17 protein-coding genes are annotated in these 15808 nt (G+C 43.2%); 13 read left to right on the top strand and 4 right to left on the bottom strand.

The annotated features are described in order from the left end of the window. Window positions 1-56 precede the first annotated feature (56 nt). The 4 genes from ACY8DX_RS15280 (at window position 57) to ACY8DX_RS15265 (ending at window position 3384) form a co-directional block, all read left to right on the top strand. The gene (locus ACY8DX_RS15280; RefSeq protein ID WP_462405556.1) at window positions 57-461 is read left to right on the top strand and encodes a hypothetical protein; all 405 of its coding nucleotides are present in this window, start codon (window positions 57-59) and stop codon (window positions 459-461) included. A gap of 172 nt (window positions 462-633) precedes the next feature. Beyond that, on the top strand, window positions 634-1632 hold the full coding sequence (locus ACY8DX_RS15275) for an NAD-dependent epimerase/dehydratase family protein (RefSeq protein ID WP_462405555.1): 999 nt from the start codon (window positions 634-636) through the stop codon (window positions 1630-1632). Between the two features lie 119 nt (window positions 1633-1751). Continuing rightward, window positions 1752-3082, top strand: a protein-coding gene (locus tag ACY8DX_RS15270) for an IS3 family transposase (protein WP_462405542.1) whose coding sequence is annotated in 2 segments (ribosomal slippage) — window positions 1752-2130 and window positions 2130-3082 — 1332 coding nt in all. Because the reading frame shifts where the segments join, the coding sequence is not laid out codon by codon here. Window positions 3083-3210: 128 nt separating this feature from the next. Beyond that, window positions 3211-3384, top strand: coding sequence for a hypothetical protein (locus tag ACY8DX_RS15265; protein WP_197089906.1), 174 nt, complete (start codon window positions 3211-3213; stop codon window positions 3382-3384). 121 nt (window positions 3385-3505) lie between these two features. Here the strand turns inward: ACY8DX_RS15265 and ACY8DX_RS15260 are convergent, their stop codons facing one another. Then, window positions 3506-3826: a hypothetical protein gene (locus ACY8DX_RS15260; protein WP_049670173.1), complete on the bottom strand. Its 321-nt coding sequence runs from the start codon at window positions 3824-3826 to the stop codon at window positions 3506-3508. A gap of 132 nt (window positions 3827-3958) precedes the next feature. On the opposite strand from ACY8DX_RS15260, the gene ACY8DX_RS15255 reads away from it, so the two are divergent. Then, the gene (locus tag ACY8DX_RS15255) at window positions 3959-4621 is read left to right on the top strand and encodes a DUF1836 domain-containing protein (RefSeq protein WP_231589484.1); all 663 of its coding nucleotides are present in this window, start codon (window positions 3959-3961) and stop codon (window positions 4619-4621) included. 89 nt (window positions 4622-4710) lie between these two features. On the opposite strand, the gene ACY8DX_RS15250 is transcribed toward ACY8DX_RS15255, so the two are convergent. Continuing rightward, window positions 4711-5010, bottom strand: coding sequence for a rhodanese-like domain-containing protein (locus ACY8DX_RS15250; protein ID WP_082197241.1), 300 nt, complete (start codon window positions 5008-5010; stop codon window positions 4711-4713). Window positions 5011-5588: 578 nt separating this feature from the next. Between ACY8DX_RS15250 and ACY8DX_RS15245 the strand changes: the two genes are divergently transcribed. From ACY8DX_RS15245 to ACY8DX_RS15235, 3 genes are all read left to right on the top strand, one after another. Then, the gene (locus ACY8DX_RS15245) at window positions 5589-8144 is read left to right on the top strand and encodes a vitamin B12-dependent ribonucleotide reductase (RefSeq protein ID WP_049670175.1); all 2556 of its coding nucleotides are present in this window, start codon (window positions 5589-5591) and stop codon (window positions 8142-8144) included. Window positions 8145-8243: 99 nt separating this feature from the next. Then, complete coding sequence (gene splB, locus ACY8DX_RS15240) at window positions 8244-9272, top strand: spore photoproduct lyase (RefSeq protein WP_439802916.1); 1029 nt, start codon at window positions 8244-8246, stop codon at window positions 9270-9272. Window positions 9273-9304: 32 nt separating this feature from the next. After that, complete coding sequence (locus ACY8DX_RS15235; RefSeq protein WP_462405554.1) at window positions 9305-10249, top strand: patatin-like phospholipase family protein; 945 nt, start codon at window positions 9305-9307, stop codon at window positions 10247-10249. Window positions 10250-10291: 42 nt separating this feature from the next. On the opposite strand, the gene ACY8DX_RS15230 is transcribed toward ACY8DX_RS15235, so the two are convergent. Beyond that, window positions 10292-10696 (bottom strand): SA1362 family protein, encoded by a 405-nt coding sequence (locus ACY8DX_RS15230; RefSeq protein ID WP_049670178.1) that lies wholly within the window; start codon window positions 10694-10696, stop codon window positions 10292-10294. 84 nt (window positions 10697-10780) lie between these two features. Further along, entirely contained in the window at window positions 10781-11731 is a 951-nt protein-coding gene (locus ACY8DX_RS15225) for a DUF1385 domain-containing protein (RefSeq protein WP_439802915.1), read from the bottom strand. A gap of 132 nt (window positions 11732-11863) precedes the next feature. Between ACY8DX_RS15225 and ACY8DX_RS15220 the strand changes: the two genes are divergently transcribed. The 5 genes from ACY8DX_RS15220 to spoIIIAB all read left to right on the top strand — a co-directional run bounded on the left by ACY8DX_RS15220 (window position 11864) and on the right by spoIIIAB (window position 15808). Next, window positions 11864-12373 (top strand): YqhR family membrane protein, encoded by a 510-nt coding sequence (locus ACY8DX_RS15220; RefSeq protein ID WP_049670179.1) that lies wholly within the window; start codon window positions 11864-11866, stop codon window positions 12371-12373. 151 nt (window positions 12374-12524) lie between these two features. Beyond that, a complete protein-coding gene (locus ACY8DX_RS15215; protein ID WP_049670180.1) occupies window positions 12525-13586 on the top strand; it encodes a M24 family metallopeptidase in 1062 nt (353 codons plus the stop codon). A gap of 22 nt (window positions 13587-13608) precedes the next feature. Continuing rightward, a complete protein-coding gene (efp, locus tag ACY8DX_RS15210) occupies window positions 13609-14166 on the top strand; it encodes an elongation factor P (RefSeq protein WP_049670181.1) in 558 nt (185 codons plus the stop codon). A 206-nt stretch (window positions 14167-14372) separates the two neighbouring features. Beyond that, window positions 14373-15296, top strand: coding sequence for a stage III sporulation protein AA (gene spoIIIAA, locus ACY8DX_RS15205; protein WP_462405553.1), 924 nt, complete (start codon window positions 14373-14375; stop codon window positions 15294-15296). After that, window positions 15293-15808, top strand: a complete 516-nt coding sequence (gene spoIIIAB, locus ACY8DX_RS15200) for a stage III sporulation protein SpoIIIAB (RefSeq protein WP_049670183.1) — start codon at window positions 15293-15295, stop codon at window positions 15806-15808. Before spoIIIAA ends, spoIIIAB begins: the two co-directional genes overlap by 4 nt.

Genomic DNA, 15808 nt, shown 5'->3' with positions numbered 1-15808 from the left:
AAATAACGGTTTGAAAGAAAGTTATTTTGTGAAAAGGAATAATGAGGGGGAATAAGGTGATAAAGATGAGAGAATGGGCTCAGCAATTAACACAAAAAGAATTTTACCGTCTTGTCCAAAATGATATTGTGGATGATTTCAGGAGTACACCAATCAGTATAGAGCATGCCTTCGATTTATACCAAGCGCATTATAAGGCGAAGGATGGAGCATGGCTTCCTCACTTTTTCATTAAAGATAAGAGAAGTGATGATTGCCTGAATTATCATTATTATGAGATCAGCGTACACCTAGCCTATAATATTTTGTACGAATATTATGTAGCTCAGGATGAAGAACCGCTCAAGAAAGCGATGCTTGCTGATAGGGTATTCAAAATCCTTGATTCTGTCCATGGTGAAGAAAAAACACCGGTGTCCTTTTACAAGCATAAAGTAAAGGAGCTATATACCCTTGTTTAGGCATGGATGGAGGGATAAGACTTATATGGCAGGAAAAAGGGCTTTTTTGAAGTCCTTTTTTTATGGAGTAATATTGTGAAAAACTTCACAAAAAAATCATATAAGTCTGAATGAAGCGGGAATATAATGTGGTAAAATCAGGATATAAAGTGAAGATAAGGGGTGTGTGTATATGAGAATATTCATGATTGGCGGAACAGGCTTAATAGGATCAGAGGGAGCGAGAGCATTGATAGAGCATGGACATGAGGTTTCAACCTTGTCCCTGCCGCCCGTGCCGGCAGGAAGTATGCTGCCGGACGAAATGAAGATTGACTTCGGGAATTATATGGAGATGACAGATAAGGAAATCAAGGAAAAAATGTCGGGCTGTGAGGCATTTGTGTTTGCGGCAGGTGTTGATGAGCGCATCGAGGCAAACTCTCCTGTTTATGATTTTTTCAAAAAGCATAATATCGATCCACTCTATCGTTTTCTAACGATTGCTAAGGAGTGCGGCGTCAAGCATGTCGTTGTTCTTGGTTCCTATTTCAGCTGGGCTCACCGCACGATGCCTGAATTGGATTTATATAAGCATCATCCGTACATACGGAGCCGTGTTGACCAAGCGGAGATGGCGCTAACATTCGCTGATGAATCTATGAGTGTGGCTATTCTTGAAATACCGTATGTGTTTGGCAGCCAAGAAGGAAGAAAGCCAGTTTGGGTGTTCCTTGTTGAACAGATCAAGAATATGAAGGGGGCAACGATGTACCCTGAGGGCGGTACAACAATGGTGACGATACGGCAGGCCGGGCAGGCAATCGCCGGTGCAGTTAAAAATGGCTTAAATGGTCAGTATCCGGTTGGCTATTATAATATGGAATGGTCAGAAATGCTTAGCATCATGCATAAATATATGGGCTGTGAGAATAAAGAGATTATCGTGATTCCGAAAGATTCCTATATAAAAGCAATGGAAGCAAAGGGAGAAGATGAGCGAATAAAGGGAATAGAAAGCGGCTTGGACACAGCAGAATTTGCGAAGGTATTTACAAGAAAGTTGTTCATGGACCAAGACGTCGTGAGCCCATTGGGAATGGAGCCTGATGATATCGAGAAAGCCATCGGAGATTCTGTCCGTCTCTCCCTAGAAATCTTGGAAGGAAAAGCTGACGTAATTGATATGTGAACTGAACCCCGAATAGTGGACACTTTAAAAAAAGTGGACCCTATTCGGGGTTTTCCTATTCTCTTTCAGGAAAACTCCCGTTATACTAACATTACGATTTTTAGAACGGAGTATTTTTCATGAGTAAGATTATCTTTAATGAACACCAACAAAGACTACTAGAAGCTAATCCAAACGTTAAAGCCGTGACAGACCGCGCGATTCAGTATACCCCTGACTTCAAACTGCAGGCGGTTAAACAAAACCAATCTGGGAAAGGCCCAGCGGAAATATTCCGAGAAGCAGGTTTCGATTTAGAGGTGATTGGCATTAAAAAAGCCCAAAGCGCCCTGGCTCGTTGGCGCAGAACCTTCCAAACATACGGAGAAAATGGCTTTTTAGAGGAACGCCGAGGAAAAGCGAGTAAGGGACGCCCCAAGAAAGAGAATGCCTCTGCCGAGAAGAAATTGGCCCAAGCAGAAGCCCGCATTCGCCTCTTAGAGGCGGAATTGACCTTACTAAAAAAGCTAGACGAGTTGGAAAGGCAGGCGAAGAAGAATCGTCGTTAAAAGCCCGAGAGAAATACCAAGTCATTAATGAGACGATTCGGCTTTATCAATTGAAGAACATGGTCCGTTATTTATGTGAAGTGGCCCAAGTGAGTCCAAGCGGCTATTATAAATGGCTTCAGAATGCGGAAAAACAAGCTATCCGGGAGGAGTCTGATTATCAGGATTATGTCTTTCTAAAAGAGATTTATGATGAGGCCCAAGGGAAAATCGGTTATCGCGGCTTATATATGGAAGTCACCGAGAAAGCCGGTCAGCCAATGAACCACAAGAAAATCCTTCGATTGATGCGCAAGTTTCACTTTTTTGCCAAGGTACGGAGAGCGAACCCATACCGTACGATGGCCAAGGCAACAGAGGTTCACCGTCAGGTACCCAACCATTTGAACCGCCAGTTTGACCAACAGGAACCAGGGAAAGTCTTCTTGACCGACATCACCTACCTGCAAATCCGCGGTGGGAAGACGGCTTATTTGTCTTGCGTGAAAGATGTGGCGACACGAGAGATCGTCGCCTATGAACTCTCGACAAGCCTACGGATGGAGATAGTCTACCGAACATTAACCAAGTTAGAAAGTTGTTATGGGAATCAATTACATCCAGAAGCAATGATTCATTCGGATCAAGGGTTTCATTACACGCATCCTGAATATCAATCTCGCGTGAAAGAGATGGGGCTCTTACAGTCCATGTCACGAAGGGGAAACTGCCTGGACAACGCCCCAATGGAATCCTTCTTTGGACATATGAAGGACGAAGTTCCTTATAAGGAGGCAAACAGTTTGGCAGAACTAAAATATATGATTGATGATTATATGGATTACTATAACAATACGAGAAAGCAATGGACATTAAAAAAGATGACTCCGGCAGCTTACCGAAGTCATCTCATCGCCGCATAAACACGGCACATCCCTTTTTATTAAACTGTCTACTTTATAGGGTGCAGTTCAATGACAGTATAACCATTGCTCGCTCTTTCATGCTTTTGTTCTATAATAAAGAGAAGAGAGTAATAGGAGGGAAGCAAATGAGATGCGGAGCAAAATGCTTCCTCGTTGAGATAGAGGCACAGGGTGAAAAACAAATGATGCCCATTACCGCACGGACACCTGCGGAGGCACGTAAAAGAATCCGCCTGGAATATGGAACCGAAGCCAGTATCCTTTCGGTAAAGGAAGAAAAGAAACCATCGAATGCATAAGGCATAAGGCGAGATCCTTTGTCGCAGGCTGAACGAAGAAACACTCCCTGTTTATTGGGGAGTGTTTTTTATTGTTTATGAGCAAGTATGTTTCAAATGGAATCATCAACCAATCTGGGTTTCAAATAGACGGTATGCCAAATGGAAACAAGATTGGCGCGAGATAAATAACCCCTAACAGCAGAATGAGCGAGAGCGATAGGAGGATAGAGAAAATCGATTGGGCAATTCTCCTTTTATTAGGGTTTTCAAAGGGAATTCCAATAACCCCTAAGATCAAGGTGACCAGCAGAAAAGGGATAAGGGAATAAATCCATGTCTGGCTGCTAAAGGCCGAGCCGAATATCATAAAGAAGATAAAGACGATAAAGGCGAGCAGTGTGAGGAGAAAGGACCATTGGTTGGCAAAGGTCTGAACCGCACTCTTTTTTTCTGATTTCATGTTCACCATTCCTTTGTGTAAATCTATAGACCATTATATAACGGTTCCGAATATTGGGAATGGGGTAAAAGTCTCTCCTTGCTGATCTATACATCTAGTATTAAAAACCATATGTGGGATTTATGGAAATAGATGAAGTGGTTGTTATTTACCTTGCATGAGGAAACACGTATAATAAATGGAAAGACGAAGAAATATGAGGGATTATTGATGAATGATAAAATGGATTTTATAGAGAATATTGGGTTAAATGAAAGGCTGAATCTTCACGAAATTCCAGAGATTGACCTTTATATGGATCAAGTCATTCAATTATTCGAGAATAAGTTTAAAGAAACAAAGCGGACTGATGATGAGAAGATTCTTACGAAAACGATGATTAATAATTATGCGAAGGCTAAAGTGTTCTTCCCAATCAAGAATAAGAAATACACGAAAAGGCACTTAATCTTGCTCAGTCTTATCTATCAGCTAAAAGGAAGCCTGTCCATCAATGAAATCAAAGGGATTCTTGACCCGCTCAATGAAAGAATTATGAAGGATGATCTCTCAATTGACTGGCTGTATGAGGCCTTCTTGAAGCAAACGGATAAGAATGCCGCCATTTTCACGGAAAGTATCGAAACAAGCATGAAGGAGCTTAAGGAGACAGCAGGAGCTAGTCAGGAGGAGGATGCGGAATATTTTGAGGAACTATTGGCCGTAGCATCGCTTGCTCATATGAGTCAATTGTATAAGCGGGCTGCTGAGAGCTTAGCCGCCAAGATTGAAGATAGACAGCCGAAAAAGGGGTAAATAAAAACCCCTTTTTCAGAAACCTGAATAAAGGGGATTGTCCGCGTTTTGTGTGTGAGTTGATGCGCTTTTGACAGCATCGGCTCTTTTTATTTGGATTTGATCTTTCCAGTCCATTTCTTGAAGCCGCCATCAAGCTGGTAAAGGTCGCGGTAGCCGTTTTTGTATAACATTTGAGCTGCTCTTGTGCTTCTCATACCACTTTGGCAGTATAAGTAGACAGGCTTGTCCTTGCGCAATTCCTTCATGCGCATCTTTAATTGAGTGGATGGAATGTTGCGGGCTCCCAAAATATGTCCGCCGTCAAATTCATTTTGTTCACGAACGTCAATCAGCTGGGCTTTCCGGTATCCAGCTTTGAACTCTTCTTGGGATAAGGTCTTAACCATTTTTTTTGTAGAGAAATAGCTGTAAATTGAATACGCAATGATCAGCACAGCCAGGCCAATCAGAATATATGTCGTTGGTGTCAATGAAATCCCCACTTTCTCGTTTGTTCCCTCATTTATTATACAGGGAGATATTTTGTCTGGCAAAATTTTTTTATGGCAATCCCTCTAAAAAGAATGCTTTAATCTTTACGACCCCTCCTTCGGACCGATATAATTTATATTCTGGCATTCGACATCAGTCTTCATCAAAAGGGGTTCATAAGCCAGAATAAGGACGAATATTGTAGAATGTAAGGCAAAAGTCCTAAATCCTAGTTATTGTTTGATTTTGTTCAAAATGGGTAGAAAAATGTTCATAATCGCAGATTCTCTTAAAATTCTGCCCATAGAGGAAGATTGACAATTCATTCGATAAATGCACAAATACAATATATAGTATGCGTTGAAAAAATAGGGACACAATATGTAGTTGAATTTCAAAAAGACGTATGATAACGTTATTTATATTAAAACAAACTGCATCAGAGAAAGAAAAACATTCATGAAGAATACTTAAGAGGTTGGGAGAGATCATATTGTATACTGCTGTTAATCATAAGCTGTCTGTAAATGTCGAAAGGTTGAATAAGGATATTGCCAATTTTCCACAGGTGTTTCCAATAACACCCGACATGAATAAGACTTATAAAGGTGTATCAAGACTTGTTATGATCGATCGCTATTCGTTTAAGGATACGGAGAAGCTTACGCTTGCCAATGGGGACTTCGTTGTCTTGACGATCAAGGAAGATCCAAAATTCCCAGCCCGCGGACTAGGATATATTCAAGAAATTGATTGGGAAAAGAAAACAGCCCATGTGCTTGTAGAAGAAGAATACAGAGCTTCGTTGGACAAGCATGATGAAATGAAAACAGGTTTGATTTGCAAGTCGCTTGATGTCATTGAAAAGCCGCTTGAGATTTACTATGAGCAAATCGCCAAACGCAATGCGCGCGGTTTGGCACAAGTGGAGAAGACAGAAGAGAAGCGTCAGGAATCCTTTGAGAGATTCTATCAGCAATTGGTTCAAACAAACTTTATCCCTGCTGGCCGTGTGCTGTATGGAGCTGGATCGGAGACAGAGGTGACATATTTTAACTGTTACGTTATGCCGTTCATCAAGGACAGCCGTGAGGGTATCTCTGAACACCGCAAGCAAGTTATGGAAATTATGAGCAGAGGCGGCGGAGTAGGTACAAACGGTTCTACCTTGCGTCCACGAAACACCCTTGCCCGTGGTGTTAACGGCAAATCCTCGGGAGCGGTTTCCTGGCTTGATGATATCGCGAAGCTGACTCATTTGGTCGAACAAGGCGGTTCACGTCGCGGTGCGCAAATGATTATGCTTGCTGACTGGCATCCCGATATTGTTGAGTTCATCATCTCTAAGATGCAAAATCCGAAAATCCTGCGCTTCTTGATGGAAGTATCAGAAGATGAGACGATTCAAAGGCTGGCTGCAGAGAAATTAAAATTCACACCTCTTTCCATTCAGGAACAAGCCATGTATCAGGGAATCGTGAACTATAAGACCATTCCAGGACTAGGCGGTTTCAGTGAAGCCATCATTCAAGAAGCAGAGGAAAAACTGGCGCACGGCGGCAATGACGCTGTCCATAATCCAGACTTCCTAACAGGTGCAAACATCTCTGTCTGCTTGACAAAGGAGTTCATGGATGCTGTTGAGAATGATGCTGAATATGAATTGCGCTTCCCTGATGTAGAATCCTACAGCCCAGAGGAAATGGAAATCTATAATAATGAATGGGCGGATTGCGGAGACGTACGGGAGTGGGAAAAACGCGGCTATGGTGTGCGTGTTTACCGTAAAGTGAGAGCGAAGGAATTATGGAATTTAATTAATATTTGTGCTACTTACTCTGCGGAGCCTGGTATTTTCTTTATCGATAATGCCAATGACATGACTAATGCAAAGAGCTATGGACAAAAGGTCGTTGCGACAAACCCATGCGGTGAGCAGCCTTTAGCTCCTTATTCCGTATGTAACCTGGCAGCCGTGAACTTAGCGGAAATGACAGATAAGGACGCAAAAACGGTCAATTTCGATAAGCTGAAGGAAACGGTTAAAGTCGGTGTTCGCATGCAGGATAATGTCATTGATGCGACTCCATATTTCCTTGAAGAGAATAAACGCCAAGCCTTGGGCGAAAGACGTGTCGGCCTTGGAGTTATGGGTCTTCATGATATGCTCATCTACTGTGAGAAAGAATACGGCTCAAAAGACGGCAATGAGCTTGTTGACCGTGTATTTGAAACAATTGCGACTGCAGCCTATGAGGAATCCATTGAACTCGCTAAGGAGAAGGGAAGCTTCCCATTCTTGGTTGGAGATACTGAGGAAGAAACAAAAGCATTGCGTGAAGCCTTTATTCAATCCGGCTTCATGAAGAAAATGCCGGAGCATATCCGTCAAGATATTCTCAAATATGGAATTCGCAACTCTCACCTGCTTACTGTTGCACCGACAGGAAGCACGGGAACGATGGTAGGAGTATCGACAGGACTTGAGCCATACTTCTCCTTCACTTACTTCAGAAGCGGACGACTCGGTAAATTCATTGAAGTAAAAGCGGATATCGTAGAGGACTACTTGGCGCGCAATCCTGAGGCAGATCCTCATAACCTTCCGGAATGGTTTGTATCTGCGATGGATCTCACTCCTGAGAAACATGCGGATGTACAGTGCATTATCCAGCGCTGGATCGACAGCTCCATCAGTAAGACGGTTAATGCTCCGAAGGGCTACTCTGTCGAACAGGTTGAGAAAGTGTACGAGCGTCTTTATAGAGGCGGAGCAAAAGGCGGTACCGTGTATGTGGACGGAAGCCGTGACACGCAAGTCTTGACTTTGAAGAAGGAAGAGAGTACCGAGACAGCTGAAATGCCAAAGGAAAGAACGGAACAGCATGTCGTGCTAGTTGACACCATCAATGCGCTTGAATCAACGAGCGTCACTATTGGAAGCGAAGTCGGCAACACTTGTCCGGTTTGCCGAAAAGGCAAGGTTGAGGAGCTTGGCGGCTGCAATACCTGCACGAACTGCGGCGCGCAGCTGAAATGCGGATTGTAATCCAATAAGGCTAAGGCAATGATTTCAAAAGGATGGCAAACTTTCTTGCCATCCTTTTTTTGTGTCTTGAACATACTACCTGTAAGGTAGGTGAGATGATTGAAACCATTCATTCCTCAACTGGTCTATTTTGAGCCTAAGGCTTTAGACTATCCATTAGGTCAAGAACTATGGGAGAAATTCCGGACAATGCCGAATGTTGAGATCCGCCAGACAACCTCCCATAATCAAATTAGGGACCTTCCTGGAGAAACGGAACTGCAGAAATATCGAATAGCCAAATCGACGATGGTGGTAGGCTTGAGGAAAACCTTGAAATTCGATACCTCCAAGCCATCAGCAGAATATGCTATCCCGCTTGCGACAGGCTGTATGGGTCATTGTCATTACTGTTATTTGCAGACGACACTTGGGAGCAAACCGTATATACGCGTGTATGTTAATCTGGAGGAGATTTTTGACAAAGCACTCACCTATATAGGTGAACGTGCACCAGAGATTACCCGCTTTGAGGCAGCCTGTACGTCAGACATTGTCGGTATTGATCATTTAACCCATTCATTGAAAAAGGCAATAAATTTTTTCGGGGAAACTGAGCTTGGACGCTTACGTTTTGTGACGAAATTTCATCATGTCGATCATTTGCTTGATGCACGGCATAATGGACATACGAGCTTCCGATTCTCCATTAATTCCCGCTATGTCATCAAGAATTTCGAACCGGGTACGTCCTCGTTTGATGAAAGGCTGGAGGCGGCCAGAAAGGTAGCAGCAGCCGGTTATCATTTAGGATTTATCGTAGCCCCCATCTATATGCATGATGAGTGGGAGGAGGGCTATGCGGAGCTGTTTGACCGGCTCAAAAAGGCGCTGGGGGAATATGCGGATCTTCCGCTTTATTTTGAACTCATCCAGCACCGTTTCACAAAGCCGGCCAAAAAGGTTATTGAGGCCAGATATCCGAAATCAAAACTTGAGATGGATGAAACGAAACGAAAATATAAATGGGGCAAGTACGGGATTGGAAAATATGTTTACCCGGATGATGAGGCTGCCCGTTTAAGAAGTCATATTGAAGAATCTATCCAAGCTCACTTTCCGCAGGCAGAAATTAAATACTTTACCTAAACCGTTCTAAAATGCACTCCTACTGCTTAAAGATGATAAGTAAGCGAGAACATCTTGGGAGGGAGTGCATCGGTTTGTACATAGATGGTGTTTTCTGCGGCGGGGGAATCAAAGGATTTGCCCTTATCGGTGCCGTGATGGAGCTGGAGCAGCAGGGATACACGTTTAAACGTGTAGCGGGAACAAGTGCAGGCTCCATTATTGCTGGATTTCTCGCGGCTGGATACAGTGGTGCTGAGATTAAGCTCTTAATGGAGGATGTTGAGCTCAGCCGGTTATTGGAATCGAAGAAACGGATCCAATTTCCTTTTGCCCGCTGGTTGAAATTATATTGGACGATGGGTTTATATAAAGGAGATGCCCTAGAGTGCTGGATCAAGGAAATTCTTGAGAAAAAAGGGATTCATACTTTCGGAGATCTTTCAGATAAGCAGCTGCGTATCATTGCCTCCGACCTATCAAATGGGCGTATGCTTATATTGCCTGATGATCTTGCTGCCTATAATATTGAACCGAAACAGTTCCCTGTCGCAAAAGCGATTCGGATGAGCTGCTCCATTCCCTTTTTCTTTGAGCCAATCAAGCTGAAAACAGTCGGGGAAAAATACATTGTCGTCGATGGCGGGGTGTTGAGTAATTTTCCGATGTGGTTATTTGATCAGGATAATATTAATCCTATCAGACCAGTACTTGGTCTTAATTTAGTTCATGAGAAGACAGAGAAGAGCAAAGAGGAAATCACGAATGCGATTGGTCTTTTTTCTTCTCTTTTTGAAACGATGCGTAATGCACATGATTCTCGTTATATCTCACGTAAGTTTGTCAAAAATATTATTTTTATCCCAGTGAAGGATGCAGGTTTTATTGAGTTCTCGCTGACAGATGAGCAAAGGACAGGACTGGTTGAAAGCGGACGGAGGGCTGCGGCTCAGTTCGTCAAACATTGGACGCATCGAATAAAGAAGAAAATGAATTAAGAAAAAAGGTTCAAGCACAATGCTTGAACCTTTTTAGCTTGTTTAAAACAGGGCGCGATTTTTTTTGCGGGCCTTTTTGCCTTCGATGACAGTCAACTGAATGTTTGATTTCTTTTTTGGCTTGTTAATTAAGGTTTCTTTTGAAATCACGGTTAGTCCATGTGTATTATGGTGCTTGCTTCTTTTGGGTTTCATCGTATCTTGTTTATGTTTCTTAGCTGAGATTCGGGCTGCCTTCCGGTATGCTTGACGCTCTTTGCCTGTTTTGCCTGAGCTACCTTTCAGCATGAATCGTTTGTACACAAGATAGATTACCCCAATGATTGCCGCTCCGATAAGCACACTTCGTATGAATGATGCAGCGTTGTACTGCAATGTATAAATCAAGCCCACTACCGCTAATCCCAGAAGAACATAAATGATGATAGTTGATTTGTTACGATTCATAGAAAGCACCTCCTTAAGAGCATCATTAGCGTATTTATGGGAATTTAAACAGCTATACCAATAAATTTTTCTCTTAATTTTAATTTACACAATTTTCTCTCCGTTCAAACCTTGTCCAGCCCTCTTTTCGGCTTCAAGCATGTTATTGAAGGAAATGATGGCGGTTTGAATCTGGTCATCATTCGGTTCCTTCGTTGTCAGAAGCTGCAGCCATAGACCTGGGTAGCCAAGAAAACGGAGCACTGGTACATCGCGCAGCTTATTGGTCAGCTGTAAAACCTCGAAGGAGAGGCCCAGAACAACCGGAATGAGAGCCAACCGGTTTAGAATCCGTGCATATAACGGATCGGTCGGGACGAACATATACAGGAACAATCCAACAACGACAGTAAAGAGAATGAAACTGCTGCCGCAGCGGTAATGAAGCCGGGATGCATGTCGTACGTTTTCAACAGTCAATTCCTTATTTGCCTCAAAGGCGTTAATGACTTTATGTTCAGCACCATGATATTGGAACACGCGCTTAACGAGAGGTGTCATGGAAACAAAGTATATATACAAAAGTAATAATGTTAATTTGAAGAATCCTTCTATTAATATTTGAGCTCCCTTTGCCGGTGCGACACCTTGGAAGATTGCCGCCAAGAATACGGGGATGAGGGTGAACAAAACTTTCCCAAGAATGAACGATAGAATGCCGACAGCTGCGACACCGAGAATCATGCCTAGCTTTGAGCTTTCCTCTTCCTGTACGATTTGGTCGTCATCCTTCGGGTCAACATCAAAGCGGTCAGTAGAAAAGGATAGATGCTTTGAGCCGACGGCGCTTGATTCGATAATAGCCACGATGCCTCTGAGAAAAGGGATTTTCTTAAGTTTTTGAATGGTTGGATGGCTCTTTCGCGGCATCGAAAAGGAATCGTATGTTCCATCCTTCCGTTTGATCGTTGTCACGGTGCAATGTTTGCCGCCGAACATGACTCCTTCTACGACAGCCTGCCCGCCGTAGACTGGTTTATTTTCCACTGTATTCACCACTCCATGTTATTTATAGTATGAATGTTTATCTTCTTATTTTACCGAATCTTGAGGGATATCTCTACTATTGGATTCATTCATCATGAAGTTTGCTTAAACGGTACATACTAGTCTATGAGGTGAAGATGAATGGAAGAGAATGTAACAGAAGTAAAAGAGCCATTAAGCTATGGAGCTACAGTGACAGCGATTGGTTTGTTCGCTGGTGTGTTTTGGGGGGCAATCTTTCAATTATTTGTGTATTTTAACTTTACGGAAATTGGCCCTGCCTTTGTGATACGGTCTTGGATTAAGGCTGATTTCGCCAAGGGATGGGTGGGTGTCATTCTCTCACTTGTTTGTCTATCCGTGATATCCTTGCTGTTTGCCTATTTGTATTCCGTTGTTTTTCGCAAAATATACTCCTACTGGCTTGGTGTTGGTTATGGTCTTGTTATTTGGGCATTGATTTTCCTTGTGTTAAGGCCTCTGTTCCCAGGCATGAAGACCGTAATGGAATTGTCCTTCCATACAATCCTTACAACCGTATGCTTATTTCTCCTTTATGGGCTATTCGTCGGTTACTCCATCAGTTTTGAGTATAACGAAAGACAGCTGGAAAAAAAGGGGCAGACAGAAAATAACGAAGCTCAGGTATAAATATATAGTGGTCCCTTTCCTGCATATGATAAAATGATTAATATCCATTAAAGGCTTACTTTAGCGGTTGGTCATACATATATACAGGGGCTTTAAGCCTGGCTCCGGAACAGGCAGCAGCTATTATATTAGATAAGGGAGAGAATGTATAATGGAAAAATTACAAAGATTTCGTGAAAATCTTGCCGCAGAAAAAATAGATGCCATGATTATCACAAATCCTTACAACCGAAGATATATCTCAAATTTCACAGGTACATCAGGCATAGTTGTCATTTCTGAAAAGGAAGCAAAATTTATTACAGACTTTCGTTATACGGAACAAGCGGCCAAGCAGGCGGTTGGATTTGAGATTGTTAAGCATACCGGTCCGATTGAGAATGAGGTGGCGGCACAGCTTAAAGCAATGGGCGCCAAGAAAGTTGGCTTTGAGCAGGATGACCTTACATTTGCCCTATACAAAACCTATGAAGGCGTGGTAGAGGGGGAGCTTGTTCCTTTATCCGGCTTTGTAGAAAAATTGCGCTTGATTAAGACTCCTGAAGAGATTAAGATATTAAAGGATGCGGCAGACATTGCAGATGCTGCCTTTGAGCATATTTTAGGGTTTATCCGTCCAGGTTTGACGGAAATGGAAGTTTCCAATGAGCTTGAATTCTTCATGCGTAAAGCGGGTGCTACCTCTTCTTCCTTTGATACAATTGTGGCTTCCGGCGCGCGTTCGGCGCTTCCGCATGGTGTCGCAAGTGATAAGGTGATTGAGAAGGGTGATTTTGTCACTCTGGATTACGGCGCACTCTACAAAGGGTATATATCTGATATTACCCGTACAGTTGCTGTTGGTGAACCAAGTGATGAGCTGAAGAAGATCTATGGGATAACGCTTGAAGCGCAGGTTTATGCGATGGAAAATATTAAACCTGGCTTAACAGGCAAACAAGCAGATGCACTTGCACGGGATATCATCGCCGCAAAAGGCTATGGTGAATATTTCGGACATTCCCTTGGTCATGGAATCGGCCTTGAAGTCCATGAAGGCCCTGGCTTGTCCTTTAAATCAGATATAGTCTTAGAGAAGGGCATGACCGTGACATGTGAACCAGGTATTTATTTGCCGGGAGTCGGCGGCGTGCGAATCGAGGATGATTTATTGCTGACAGAAGGCGGCAATGAAAGATTGACCCATTCAACAAAAGAATTAATTATTTTATAAGGCAGTAGGAGGCTATTATCACATGATTTCTGTTAATGATTTCAAAACAGGCTTAACAATCGAAGTAGACGGCGGTATTTGGCAGGTTATCGAATTCCAGCACGTAAAACCAGGTAAAGGTGCGGCATTCGTGCGCTCTAAATTACGTAACCTTCGTACAGGCGCGATTCAAGAGAAAACATTCCGTGCCGGTGAAAAAGTATCGAAAGCGCATATCGACAACCGCAAAATGCAATACCTTTATGCAAGCGGCGATAACCATGTATTCATGGATAACGAAACATATGATCAAATCGAATTGCCTACTGCGCAAATCGAATATGAATTGAAATTCTTGAAAGAAAACATGGAAGTGTCCATCATGATGTTCCAAACAGAAACACTTGGCGTTCAGCTTCCAACAACTGTTACATTAGAAGTAACTGAAACTGAACCAGGCATCAAAGGAGATACAGCATCCGGCGGTACGAAGCCGGCAACTGTTGAAACCGGTCTTGTTGTTCAAGTTCCATTCTTCGTAAATGAAGGAGACAAGCTTATCATCAATACATCTGACGGTTCATACGTTTCCCGCGGATAATCGATTGTCTTATAAGAAAAAGCTGCAGAGCACGCCAATCATTCTTTTGGCAGCCTGCAGCTTTTTTTTTTTTGCACCCAGGAGAGCGCTCCTGGGTGTTTTTAGTACCTGGAACACTTGTCTAATCTTTTTCTGGGTTGAAGGGACATAAAATACTTGTCCATGAATACATTTTAAGTAAATGACACATATAGCGAGGGAGATGTATGGAAGGAGTATTGGAAATGCTGCCCAAGGCTATTCTCGCTGACATGACGGGAATGACCTTGAATGAAGAGGATGTGGAGGAAATCCGTATCCGTGTCGGAAGGCCGCTCGAAGTCATGGCAGGCAGACAGGTTCATTACGGGAGACGGCCCGTCGGACGGGAGGAGGCTGAGATCTTCATGAACAAAATCAGTCAATTTTCTTTCTATATGCTCGATGAAGAATTGAAGAGGGGCTATATCACCATTAAGGGAGGACATCGAATTGGCATCGCAGGGAAGGTGATTCTTGAAAACGGCAGTGTGAAGGGGATACGGGAGGTCACCTTTTTTAATATTCGAATTGCCAGACAGAAGAAAGGACTTTCAGAGGGGTGGATACCCTACTTGTACCAAGGGCGGTGGTTATCCACTTTAGTCATCGGTCCGCCGCAATCAGGAAAGACAACCTTTCTGCGAGATTTAGCCCGGATTGCCTCGACAGGAGATGAAAGGCATCGGATTTCGCCTAAGAAGGTTGGGATCATAGATGAACGTTCGGAAATAGCGGGATGTGTTCACGGGGTGCCGCAGATGGAATTCGGTATCCGAGTAGACGTGCTTGATGCCTGTCCAAAGGCGGAAGGAATGATGATGATGATTCGATCCATGAGTCCAGACATTCTCGTAGCAGATGAAATAGGAAGAAGAGAGGACAGAGATGCTGTCATGGAAGCGGTCAATGCAGGTACCGCTCTCTTTATCACAGCTCATGGTCATAGTTTAGAGGATATTCTGTCAAGACCCAGTATGAAAGCAATTATTACAGAGGCGCAGTTTGAACGGTTTATCGAACTTGCGCGGATAGACAAGCCGGGGTGTGTGGTCAAGGTCAGAGATGGAGCGGGAAAAATCTTATATGACGGAGAAAGAGTGAGGACATGATTAAACTACTTGGTGCCGTGCTGATCGTTTTTTCAACCTCCTGGATAGGGTGGGATTTCTCGAAACGGCTGATTGCCCGACCTAAGCAAATACGGGATTTGAGGGCTGCATTGCAAATCTTGGAGGCTGAAATCATGTATGGTCACATGCCGCTAAGGGAAGCTGTTTTGAAATTGGCCAAGCAAATTCCCGAGCCGGTTGCAAGAGGCTTTACCTTGTTTGCAGATTACTTGAACGAAGAAAATCAGACGGTCACGAATGCCTGGCGTCAAAGTATCGAGGAAATGATGAAATGGACTGAGCTTGAGGATAAAGAGGCAGAAATCCTTCTTCAGTTTGGAGAGACTCTTGGAAAGCATGATCGGGATACGCAGCGGAAACAAATTCAACTGGCATTGACACATCTCGAGCGGGAGGAAATGCTGGCACTCGATAAACAAATGAAATACGACAAGATGGTGAAAAGTCTTGGTTTCTTCTCAGGTCTTTTAATTGCCATCCTATTGTTGTGA

Source organism: Gracilibacillus sp. Marseille-QA3620 (assembly GCF_054950035.1).
Note: the sequence above shows the minus strand (reverse complement) of the source record. Positions and strands in the feature narration are given on the sequence as shown.